This is a genomic window from Vibrio sp. T3Y01, from assembly GCF_013114525.1.
GTDB lineage: Bacteria > Pseudomonadota > Gammaproteobacteria > Enterobacterales > Vibrionaceae > Vibrio > Vibrio chagasii_B.
Window position 1 is genome coordinate 300,072 of sequence record NZ_VTXJ01000007.1, and the last position, 12,100, is coordinate 312,171.

Sequence of the window (12,100 nt, forward strand, 5' to 3'; positions counted from 1 at the left end):
TAGTCGGTTGATTCAGTTGGTGCGTGTTAATCGTTCTGCTGGTGCTTAAATCGCTGTTGGTGTTCGTGATACCAGTCGCTTAGTTCATTGAGAGGCATTGGCTTGCCAAAGTAGAAGCCTTGCAGCATGTCGCAATGCGCGTCTTGTAGCCATTGGTGCATCTCTTTGGTTTCGATACCTTCAGCAGTCACGGTTTTACCTTGCGCGTGACACAGTCCGATCACGGGTTTAACTATGTTCTGATTATCTGTTTCGATCAAGGCTTCTAAAAAACCTTTGTCTAATTTAATTTTTTGCGTTGGGTACTCAACCAATTGAGTGATGGATGTGTAGCCCGAACCAAAATCATCGATAGCTAATCGGTAGCCCATTCGAGCGAGTTCGTTGAGTAGCGGGAAACCGTGTGAATTTGAATAGAAGGTCTCGGTGATCTCAAAATCAATTAAGCTTGGTGGAATGCCATTAATCTTTGCGTGTTGTTCAATGAAATCCGCTAGGTGCGTAGTCTCTATCCCTGCGGAAGATAGGTTGATGGACAGCTGAATCGAGTGATCAAATTGACCCTGAAGCTGATGGAAAGAAGCGAAGGCATTCTCGATAACCCAGCGGTCGACAAGCTCAAATAGCCCTGTTTGCTCGGCAATAGGAATAAATTCATTGGGTGCAACCGTACCAAGTTGTTCGGACTCCCAACGCAATAGAACCTCAACCCCAATCACGTGGTTCCCTGCGGCATCCATGTAAGGCATATAAACGAGTTTAAACTCTTCATCGAAGTTTTTATCTCTGAGGGCACGCTCAATATTGGCTTGACGCTGAATAGTTTTATCCAAATCTAACGAGTAATCCGCGAACTGATTCTTGCCAGCATGTTTTGCCTGATACATCGCAGTATCAGCGTTTGAGAGTAGTTTCTCTATGGTATGCCCATCACTTGGGTAGGTCGCGATCCCAATGCTCACGGTAATCGGAAAGCTTCCTGAGTCGGTGATAAAGCCTTTTTGTAGCGGGGTCAGTAATTTTTCTGAAAACTGATGCGCAATATTATCGGCGTTCGTGGGGGCATTGATGTAGACAACGAATTCATCGCCCGACAAGCGTGCAGGCATGCAGTTAGCGCTGTCGCTTTGTTGAAAAAAGTCACATAAAGCAGTGATGCGCTCTGCAAAAGAAACCAGTATTGAATCCCCAATCTGGTGTCCGTATTTGTCGTTCACAAACTTAAAGTTGTCTAAATCGAGATAGAGTACCCAGGTATTGGTTTTCGAGTCAGGGGCTGGCAGAGATTGTTGCACAAACGACTGAAATTGAAGTCGATTGGGGATTTGCGTTAGCTGGTCATTTTCTGCCAACACTTTGGTCTGTTGGTAGGTATTATCGAGCTCTTGGTACATGTCATAAAAACGTTGTGACAAGCGGCCTAATTCATCATTAGTACCTAAGCGCTCAATGTTCTTTCTTTGCTTTTTTTCGACCTGTTGCAGCTGCTTATCCAAGCGCGTGATTGGATTAATCACACAGCGGGATAAAAGCATGAGCAATAAGCCCACACTGACAAAGGCAGACAGAGCAAACGACAAGCTGAGCTCATTCCAGATTGATTTTAGCTTGTTGTCCAACAAAAATTGAGCCGGGTCGAGGGTTGCGTAAAGTTCAGGTCCCAGCTTCACAGACTGAGTTAAACCATGCCCAAGAGTTATCGGTTCATCGGTAAAGAAAAGACTGGTTTGGTAGTCAAACTCTATCTGTTTTCGCAGTGAATTAAACTTATCGAGAGAGACCGAAACGACTAGAAAAAATACATCATTGATCTGTTCGCTTATCGGGGCCGAAACGCTCTTTTTATCAAGTACTTCATAGTGAACAAGCATCCCTTCGCCCTGCGAGTTTTGGATGTAGTCAGTACGTGAGGTTACGTGTTTTTCTTGATACTGACGATCAACAAACTCTAAGACCTTCGGGTCCATCTCTGCAAAGGGGTCACGGCTATTTTCGGCGTAGTAGCTCACGGTACCATCGCCGTCGAGAAGAGCAAGGCCAGTAAAGCTATCGTCGCCATCTTGTAATAACTTTATCGTCTCGTGTAGATCATCGATGAGTGCGAGCTCTTGGCTAGGGTTCTCTTCGGCCAAGAAGAAGCGTTTAATCATGTCACTTTTAGTCAGCGCATAAGAATAGCTGTTCAAAAAAGATCGCGATTGACGAAAGTGTCCGGCGAGCTTTTCCATACTCAATTGCAGAGCATTATCTTCGCGTTTGATGAAACTGTTTTTTTGAGTCGAGTAAATGATATAGCTGGAAGCCGCAGTACTGATCAGTATTACGGGAGCAATTAGAAGTAATATTTTCGTACTTAGCTTCATGGCTATTCACAACATGGTTTATAAATTTGAGCGCGTAAGTTTATGTCACTTGCGGTGAGCTCGCTATTAATTACACGTTGTACGGTGCTTTCCTGTGAAGGCGGTAAGGTTTTGTCTTTATTGATAAAAAGGCTACTAATGAGTTTTCTATTAGGAAGGTATAAAGCAGTAGTAGATAGGGAGGGCTTAGGGGCTCTAAGAGTATTGTAAAGATGGGGGGCTTAAGTATTTGGCCTACTATAGGCCAAATACTTCTATTAGTAAAAAGCGGTTGCTTATTCTAGCTTATGACAACTTAACTTGAGTCGCTTTGATGTTTTCACTTGGGTAGCAACCAAGGACTTTTAAGTGGCGAGTAATGGCCGTCAACTCTGTGATCGCTTGCTGCATATTATCCGAATCTAGGTGTGCTTCTAAGTCCACATAGAACATCTCTTCCCAAGGGTTACCCATAATCGGACGAGACTCTAGCTTAGTCATGTTGATACCTAAGCGCTGCAGAATCAGTAGCGTCTCTACCAATGAACCTGCCTCTTGTGAAGTTGACATAATCAGTGTCGTCTTCGCAGGGATCTGAGTCGAGACTTCAACAGGTTTACGAGCAACTACGATGAAACGTGTGTGGTTTTCTGTCTGGTTCGCAATGTTGCCTTGGATAGGCTGAAGTCCGTAAAGCTTGCCGCTCGATGCATTACCAATCGCAGCAACATCATCACCATCCAGTTCTTTGACCTTTTTCATTGCGTCAGCTGTGCTAGCACATGATTCAAGAGTTACATCTTTCAGGCGGCTCAAGAACTCACTGCACTGCTGGTGTGGTTGTGGATGCGAGTAAAGTGTTTTGATGTCTTCTAAACGGATATCACTTTTCGCGACTAGGCAGTGTTCAATCGGTTGAGATAGCTCACCAACGATATAAAGCGTGGTGTGCTGAAGTAGGTCGTACACTTCGTTGATCGAACCTGAACTGGTGTTTTCAATTGGCAATACACCGTAATCCGCATGTCCCGATTCTACCGTCGACGCTACTTCTTTGAAGTGATTGCAGTTTAACTCAATCAATTCCATATTCTTACGGCTGAAATACTCACGGCTCGCAAGATGGGAGTAGGATCCTTTAGAGCCTAAGAATGCAACGCGAGCCAATGGTTTACGGCTTTGCGGATTCGCAAGGTTTTGTAGGTATGACTGTTGCAGTAGGACTGAATCTTCAATGATGGTGTGGAACAGCTTGGTAATGTACTGAGCATCTAGTTCGTATTTGTCTTTACCGTTGTTAATCAGTTTAACCAACAGTTGTTGTTCTCTTACTGCGTCACGAACTGGCTTTGATGTTTCTACCTTGCTTTTAGCAACTTCGATGCTTAGTTTGCGACGTTCTGAAAGTAGCTTCAGTAGTTCGTCATCTAAATCATTAAGACGAAGGCGGATATCATCCAGTGAAATTGAGCGGTCAGTCATAAATGTGTCCTTATAAAAAAGCCTCCCTAGTGTGGGAGGCTTCTTGTTCGTTTTTGACTTGTTTTTCTAAAACGACTTAGCCTCCGATTTACGGAAGAAAAAAGAAGTCAAAAATAAACAAAGATTGAGTTTGCATAAAAAGTGATTGTTTTATGAATGTTTAAACACAATAAGCAAGCGAGCTACGAGCGTCAAGCAAAAAAATAGCGCCCTGAGGCGCTATTTTTTAATCTGTTATCTTTCCTTATTCTACTTCAGCTTCTAGCTCTTCGATTTCAGGCTTTTCAGCGCGGCGCGCTTCTGGTTTATGGCGTAGCTTGTTGAGTTGACGCTCTAGTTTTTGTTCTACTTCGTTGATAGCAACGTAGAGGTCGTCATGGATTGATGAAGCTACAAGTTGCCCTTTTGGTACGGTTAGTACCGCTTCAAATTTCTTCTTCTTGTTTGGTTCTTCACTAAAGCTCGCTTGGCAACCAATGATGTCTACTTGCCATTTATCCAGCTTTTTAAATTTGCTTTCTATGTGATCACGGATTGCAGAGGTAATGTCGATGTTTTTACCAGTGATGTTCATTTTCATAGAAGTTTTCCTCTGTTGTACCCCTCATGGGTTAACTTCAGATTACGACTTTTGGGAATTTAGAATGTGATCTAGATCTTATTTTGATGGGGTGGAATGAGCATTAAAATCAAATGTGATCTTACGCAAGTCTTGATATCTTTTTGGCGAAAAATGCTTGTTATCCTTATGAAAAACGATAACTTGGAGGCAAGGCTTCGCTAAAAATTAAATCAGTTTTTAGGGGCGTCTTACAGCTTATAGAAAGTGCTTGATGGATATTTATCCAATTGTACTTTGTGACATAGAGCACACGATACGAAGCATCAGGTTAGCTTCTTCAGAATTCGATAAACAAAAGCCGCATAACTTTACTTATGCGGCTTTTGTGTTTTTAGTCTTCCCCGTCGTTTTTCAGGTTATGACCAATTAATCGTTGGTTTGCAGTAATCTCGCTGTGCCGTTCTCTCGAATTGTATTGATGGCTTCTAACTGTTTATAGATAACGAAATAGCGGTTGATGTTGGCGACATAGGTGACGGGTTCTTTACTGACGTATTTACGAGTAATGATCTCTACGTTTTTAAACCAGATATTCGGGTTGTAGCCTTTCTTCTTCGCAAGATTCCTCATCTTTCTGATCTTAGCGGGGCCTGCATTATAGGACGCCAAGGTAAAGTAAATCTGGTTGTCTGGCGTAATGGCTGGGTCGTCAAAGTATCTGTCCTTAATAAAACGCATGTACTTTACGCCAGCATGGATGTTGTTATCGACGATATGGATATTCTTGATGTTGACGTTTTTGTCTCTCGCGGTGCTAGGTAGAACCTGCATCACTCCAATGGCACCTCGGTGGGAGACTCTGCTTTGATCAAGGCCCGACTCTTGGAAGCCTTGCGCAGACATCATCAAAGGATCGAATTCATACTTATTCGAATACTTTTCAAATACATCAGCCAGTTTAGCAACGCGGTCAACTTTGTTCGGGTTGAGTGCCCGACCTAACCAACGAGTATTATCTATGTATTTCTTATAGATAACGTTTCCAAGCAGGGTACCTGTTCGAGCTGTCTTAACGTATTTGTTTATCTCTTTCTTTAGTTGAGGGCTGTCTTTTCTTAATGCCCAGGCTATTTGACCATTTTCGCGTAAAGGTAAGTCGTGATGGACTTGAATGTTTTCCATCACATCGATCCAGAGTTTCGCTTTGTGGCTGTCTAGAATCGTACCTTGTATATAGCCTTGGTTAACGAGCTCGATCAGTTCGTAGTCTTGCAGTGACTCTTCGATGAAGTGGACATGCAGCGGCGGTAAACCTAGCTCGTTGAGTTCTTTATTGACCCTTTGCACGCTTTCGAAGTAACTAGAACTTGCCCGAATCCATACTTCCTTACCACTGAGTTGCTTGATCTCGGTGATCGCTTCTGAATTCTTGCCTGTGATAATGAGCTCTTTACCGTCTTTAATCATAGGGTCTGAAAAGTCGATCACCTTTAATCGCTTATCGGTGACGGTCAGGTTTGCAACAGCAACATCGCCATAGCCTGACTGTAAAGAAGGGAGCAGGTCATCTCGCTGCACAGGAATAATTTGAACGTTCAGGTAAGGGTGTTTCTTACGAAGGCTTTTTTCAAAATGGTAAAGCATCTCGGCAACGATGCCTTTGGGCTTGCCATCTTCTATGTAGTAAAAGCCGAGGTCAGCAGAGACAAGCACTCTCACCGTTCCTTTGGTTTTGAGTACATCGAGATCCCCCATGTAAGGCTTATTGCTTAATGGCGAGAGTTCTAACGCGTGGGAAAATTGGCTAAATAGCACGATCCCAATAAATAATAACAACCTACTCACATCCACACTCCATGTTGATGTTTTGTTAAAAGTTATTTATTGAAGATACCGTGTATTGTTCGATTCATCAAGTTCGTGGTATGGGTTTAAAAAAGCGCGCTAGTAAATTAGCGCGCTTTTTTAGTCAGGAACAGAATGGTTGGCTAAGGTAGTGGGTTCAGCTCAATCAAGGCTTCTGTTCTTTGGATCGCGTCCTCAAGGCCAAGCTGTTTGTAAGCCTCTAGCTGAATTTTTAGAGACTTACGCGCAGCGATAGTATCTGGGTAAGTCTTTTGCAGTTCTTGCGTTCTATTGATTGCAGCGATCCAAGCTTCACGACGTAGATAGAAATCTGCCGTTGCTAGGTCGTAATCCGCCAAACGGTTTTTAAGTGCGAACATGCGTTTTTGTGCATCTTCTGCGTAAGGGCTTGCTGGGAAGCGCTCTAGTAGTCGTTTGAAATCAGCAAAAGCGAGTTTTACTGGCTCAGGATCTCGGTCGCTACGGTCGATATTAAAAATATCGTGCATAAAGTTTCTGTCTTGTGCCATGTGCGTTAGGCCGCGCATGTAAAGAACCCAGTCTTGTTTTTCGTGAGTTGGGTTTAAACGCAAGAAACGTGAAATGGTCGCTAGGCCAAGCGCTAGGTCATCATTTTTGTAGTAAGCGTAAATCAGGTCTAGCTGTACTTGTTCAGAATAGGCGCCGAAAGGGTAACGAGAGTCTAGGGCTTCTAGCTTTTCAATGGCAGAAAGCCAGCTACCACTTTGCAGCGATTCTTGCGCCTCAGAGTAGAGAACCGATGGCGGTACATCTGGCACTATCTCTTCGGTACTTGAACAACCAGCCAAGAGTGATACGGCTAATAGACCCGCTAAAGTAAGGTGTTTCATGTCAGGCGTCGATTCCTTGAATTAAATATTTCGTAAGCTTCCGTTACTTTCTAACCAGTAACAGATACAATGATGCAATTATTCTATTTTATCCATACTAATGGGTATTAGTCTCACGGTTTTTAAAAAAGTTCGATATGGCTCAGCAGATCACATTAACAGACACAGTAAAAAGCAGCCAGTTAGGTCAACGTTTAGACCAAGCTGTCGCTGAACTATTTACCGATTTTTCTCGCTCTCGTATTAAAGAGTGGCTTCTTGACGGCAAAGTCCAAGTGGATGGCGAAGTTATTACCAAGCCACGCGTTAAGGTTATGGGCGGAGAAGAGATCATCTTACAAGCTGAACTTGAAGATGAAGAGCGCTGGGAAGCACAAGACATTCCTCTAGACATTGTCTTTGAAGATGAACATCTACTGGTGATCAACAAGCCACGTGATTTTGTTGTTCACCCAGGAGCAGGTACGCCGGATGGAACCGTGCTAAACGCGTTGCTGCACCACTACCCACAAATCGCTGAAGTACCTCGTGCAGGTATTGTTCACCGTCTCGATAAAGACACAACAGGTCTTATGGTTGTTGCTAAAACAGTACCAGCACAGACTCGCCTTGTTCGTGCATTGGCTAAGCGTCGTATTACTCGTGAATATGAAGCGATTGCAATCGGCAAAATGACCGCTGGTGGCATGGTAGAAAAAGGCATTAGCCGCCACGCAACCAAGCGTACTTTGATGGCTGTGAATGAAACGGGTAAGCCAGCGGTAACTCACTACCGTGTTGCTGAGCACTTCCGTGAACATACACGTATTCGTCTACGCCTAGAAACGGGTCGTACTCACCAAATCCGTGTACACATGTCTTACCTTCAGCATCCACTGTTAGGTGATATTGCATACGGCGGTCGTGCTCGTATTCCAAAAGGCGCATCAGAAGAACTAACGAAGATGATTCGTGCTTTTGATCGCCAAGCACTACACGCGGTTATGCTTAAATTTGTTCACCCAATCACGGGCGAAGAAGTTGAGTTCCACGCACCTGTGCCAAATGACATGGTTGTAATGGCTGAAGCATTGCGTGTTGATGCTCGCGATAACCTAGAAGAAGACATTTAATTATGTCGATGATCATCCCCAACTGGAACGCACCAAGTAACGTGAAGGCTTTTGCTTCGACGCGTGTTGGTGGTTTTTCTGCTGATGCATATCATGGGCTAAACCTTGGTATGCATGTTGGGGATGATGCTTCATTGGTTGAACGTAACCGCATATGGCTTACGCAACACGCTAACATGCCAACTGCACCGGTATGGCTAAACCAAACACATTCTACAGATGTGGTTACGGTTTTAGAGCCAACAACCAATGTTCTCGACGCGGATGGCGCATTTACTCCAGCGACTGGGGTTGTGTGTTCAGCGATGACTGCAGATTGTTTGCCAGTGATCCTCACGGATACCAAAGGTACTCAAGTTGCTGCGGTTCATGCCGGATGGCGTGGTCTTGCTGGTGGTATTCTTGAAAATGCAGTCGCAAAGTTTTCTAATCTCGGCTCCGATAACCAGATTATCGCTTGGCTTGGCCCTGCTATTGGCAAACAGGCCTTTGAGGTTGGTGATGATGTGTTAGAAGCTTTCGTTAGTTTTGATCCTCAAGCGAAGCTTGTATTCAAAGCGAAAACTGAACCGGGCAAATGGTTAGCGAACATGTCTCAACTTGCAACACAGCGACTTGCTAAAGTTGGAGTTTCGCAAGTAACGGATTCGAACCTTTGTACTTTTGCCGATTCTGATGCTTTCTATTCTTATCGTCGAGATGGCGTTACTGGCCGTCAGGCTACCTTTATTTGGCTAGAGTAACGTTTAGTAAGTGTCCGCTTTTATCCAGCGCAATTATATTTTTATATAAACTCTATTCTTCATTCCTATCCCTTGAAAATCCGCGTTACCGTATCCATCTTCTAACCATAAGATAAACATATCTAAGAGTAGGAAGGTTGGCATGCGTCTCGATCGATTCACTAGTAAATTTCAAATTGCGATATCTGATGCTCAGTCGCTCGCATTAGGTCGTGATCACCAATATATAGAGCCTGTACACCTAATGGTGTCGCTATTAAATCAAGATGGTAGTGCGATTCGTCCATTGCTTACCATGTTGAATATTGATGTGGTTCAGTTGCGTTCAAAGTTAAGCGAAATATTAGACCGTGTACCGAAAGTAAGTGGTATCGGTGGTGATGTTCAGCTTTCGAATACAATGGGTACTCTGTTCAATCTATGTGACAAGGTCGCACAAAAGCGCCAAGACACATACATTTCTTCGGAAGTCTTCCTACTTGCCGCAATTGAAGATAAAGGTCCTTTAGGTAACCTGCTTAAAGAGCTAGGTCTTACTGAGCAAAAATTATCTCAAGCTATCGAGCAGGTTCGTGGCGGTCAAAAAGTTGATGACCCAAATGCCGAAGACCGACGCCAAGCGTTAGAGAAGTTCACCATCGATCTGACTGAAAGAGCGGAGCAAGGCAAGCTCGATCCTGTTATCGGTCGAGATGACGAAATCCGTCGTACCATCCAAGTACTTCAGCGTCGTACTAAGAACAACCCTGTCATTATCGGTGAACCTGGTGTAGGTAAGACAGCTATCGTTGAAGGTTTGGCTCAGCGCATTATTAACAATGAAGTGCCGGAAGGTTTAAGAGGCCGACGAGTACTGTCATTAGACATGGGCGCTTTGGTGGCTGGTGCTAAATACCGTGGTGAGTTTGAAGAGCGTTTGAAGTCTGTTCTCAATGAATTGTCTAAAGAAGAAGGCAATATCATTCTCTTCATCGATGAAATTCATACCATGGTCGGTGCGGGTAAAGGTGAAGGCTCTATGGATGCGGGTAACATGCTGAAACCAGCATTGGCTCGTGGTGAACTTCACTGTGTTGGCGCAACGACTCTTGATGAATACCGCCAATATATAGAGAAAGACCCAGCGTTAGAGCGCCGCTTCCAAAAAGTGCTTGTCGATGAACCAACGGTTGAAGACACGGTGGCGATTCTTCGTGGTTTGAAAGAGCGTTATGAACTTCACCATCATGTAGAAATTACCGACCCAGCGATCGTGGCTGCAGCAACACTATCTCATCGATACGTTTCTGATCGTCAACTGCCAGATAAAGCAATTGATCTGATTGATGAAGCCGCATCGAGTATCCGTATGCAGATCGATTCAAAACCTGAATCTCTGGATAAACTCGAGCGTAAGATCATTCAGCTTAAGATCGAGCAGCAAGCGCTAACTAATGAAAACGATGAAGCAAGTGAAAAGCGTCTTCGCACCTTACAAGCGGAGCTTTCTGATAAAGAGCGTGACTTTGCTGAACTTGAAGAAGTGTGGAACGCTGAGAAAGCAGCACTGTCTGGCACGCAACATATCAAATCAGAGCTAGAACAAGCTCGCATGGATATGGACTTTGCAAGACGTGCTGGCGATCTAAATCGAATGTCTGAACTGCAATATGGTCGTATCCCAGAGTTGGAGAAGCAACTAGACCTTGCTACCCAAGCTGAAATGCAAGAGATGACCTTACTGCGCAATAAGGTTACTGACGCAGAAATTGCAGATGTCTTATCTAAGCAAACGGGGATTCCGGTTTCCAAGATGTTAGAAGCAGAAAAAGAGAAGCTTCTAAAGATGGAGGGTGTTCTGCATAAGCGCGTTATCGGCCAAGGCGAAGCAGTAGAAGTGGTTTCGAATGCGATTCGTCGTAGCCGTGCTGGTTTATCTGATCCGAATAAGCCAATTGGTTCTTTTCTATTCCTTGGCCCTACAGGGGTAGGTAAAACGGAGCTCTGTAAAACGCTTGCTAACTTCATGTTTGATAGTGACGATGCAATGGTACGTATCGACATGTCTGAGTTTATGGAGAAACACTCTGTTGCTCGTTTAGTTGGCGCGCCTCCGGGCTATGTCGGTTACGAAGAGGGTGGTTATTTAACTGAAGCAGTGCGCCGCAAACCATATTCAGTAATCTTGTTAGATGAAATCGAGAAAGCACACCCAGATGTTTTCAATATTTTACTTCAGGTTCTTGATGATGGACGCTTGACTGATGGACAAGGCCGCACAGTCGACTTCAGAAATACGGTCGTGATCATGACATCGAACTTGGGCTCTTCGAGAATTCAAGAAAACTTCAATACGCTCGATTACCAAGGAATAAAGAATGAGGTGATGGAAGTGGTAGGTAAACATTTCCGTCCTGAGTTTTTGAACCGTGTTGATGAAAGCGTGGTGTTCCATCCATTAGGGCAAGAGCACATTCAATCTATTGCTTCTATTCAGCTTGAGCACCTGAAAAAGCGTATGGAAGATAATGGTTATGAACTTGAGGTGTCAGAAAAAGCGCTGAAGCTAATTTCTCAAGTTGGTTTCGACCCTGTATATGGGGCACGACCGTTGAAAAGAGCGATTCAACAGAGTGTAGAGAACCCATTGGCGAAAGCGATACTTGCTGGAAAAATCAACCCAGATAAAAAAGTACAGCTATTAGTTAATAACGACAGAATTATTGCTCACCAGTAATTGGGGCAGAAACAATAGGTACGATTCGCTAAATTTAGTCTAAATCGTACCTATTTCGAACGCTTTGTATAAATACTATTCGAACAGTCGCTAGTGGCGGCTTTTTTTCGTTTTTGGCCTTGTGCGCAAGATTATTATCTCTATAATGCGCCTCCGTTGTCAGGGATAACCAAGCGGTTTGAACTAAGCAGCGAAACGGCAAATAAGCATTTAAGATGCTTCAAAAAATTAGCAGGAAAAAGTGTTTGACACTGAATCCCAATTCGCTAGAATGGCCGTCCACTTCGAGAGGCTCCTTGTTAAAAGGAACGCTTAAGAAGTTAAGCTCTTTAACAATTTAAACCTATCAATCTGTGTGGGCACTCGTTGATGAATATCAAAACGTTTTATCGTTAGATAAAACAGATTCTTCGGAATCAAAATGAT

Annotated in this window: 8 protein-coding genes and 1 other annotated feature; of the genes, 3 read left to right on the plus strand and 5 right to left on the minus strand. The window is 43.8% G+C overall.

What is annotated here, in order from left to right:
• Window positions 1-26: 26 nt before the first annotated feature.
• The 5 genes from F0232_RS10395 to F0232_RS10415 form a co-directional block, all read right to left on the minus strand.
• Entirely contained in the window at window positions 27-2,363 is a 2,337-nt protein-coding gene (locus F0232_RS10395; RefSeq protein WP_116870045.1) for a bifunctional diguanylate cyclase/phosphodiesterase, read from the minus strand.
• 285 nt (window positions 2,364-2,648) lie between these two features.
• Window positions 2,649-3,824 carry a prephenate dehydratase gene (gene pheA / locus F0232_RS10400; RefSeq protein ID WP_116870046.1) on the minus strand — a complete coding sequence of 392 codons (1,176 nt, stop codon included), beginning with the start codon at window positions 3,822-3,824 and terminating at the stop codon, window positions 2,649-2,651.
• A 12-nt stretch (window positions 3,825-3,836) separates the two neighbouring features.
• Window positions 3,837-3,958, minus strand: a sequence feature (Phe leader region).
• 110 nt (window positions 3,959-4,068) lie between these two features.
• Complete coding sequence (gene raiA, locus F0232_RS10405) at window positions 4,069-4,404, minus strand: ribosome-associated translation inhibitor RaiA (RefSeq protein WP_004735034.1); 336 nt, start codon at window positions 4,402-4,404, stop codon at window positions 4,069-4,071.
• A 408-nt stretch (window positions 4,405-4,812) separates the two neighbouring features.
• On the minus strand, window positions 4,813-6,237 hold the full coding sequence (locus tag F0232_RS10410; RefSeq protein WP_367613621.1) for a transporter substrate-binding domain-containing protein: 1,425 nt from the start codon (window positions 6,235-6,237) through the stop codon (window positions 4,813-4,815).
• 137 nt (window positions 6,238-6,374) lie between these two features.
• Window positions 6,375-7,103, minus strand: coding sequence for an outer membrane protein assembly factor BamD (locus F0232_RS10415; protein ID WP_008221648.1), 729 nt, complete (start codon window positions 7,101-7,103; stop codon window positions 6,375-6,377).
• A 137-nt stretch (window positions 7,104-7,240) separates the two neighbouring features.
• Here F0232_RS10415 and rluD point away from each other — a divergent pair, with 137 nt between their 5' ends.
• From rluD to clpB, 3 genes are all read left to right on the plus strand, one after another.
• Complete coding sequence (gene rluD, locus F0232_RS10420) at window positions 7,241-8,215, plus strand: 23S rRNA pseudouridine(1911/1915/1917) synthase RluD (RefSeq protein WP_004739484.1); 975 nt, start codon at window positions 7,241-7,243, stop codon at window positions 8,213-8,215.
• A 2-nt stretch (window positions 8,216-8,217) separates the two neighbouring features.
• Window positions 8,218-8,958 (plus strand): peptidoglycan editing factor PgeF, encoded by a 741-nt coding sequence (pgeF, locus tag F0232_RS10425; protein ID WP_171731847.1) that lies wholly within the window; start codon window positions 8,218-8,220, stop codon window positions 8,956-8,958.
• A 142-nt stretch (window positions 8,959-9,100) separates the two neighbouring features.
• Window positions 9,101-11,674, plus strand: coding sequence for an ATP-dependent chaperone ClpB (clpB, locus tag F0232_RS10430; RefSeq protein ID WP_171731846.1), 2,574 nt, complete (start codon window positions 9,101-9,103; stop codon window positions 11,672-11,674).
• Window positions 11,675-12,100 lie beyond the last annotated feature (426 nt).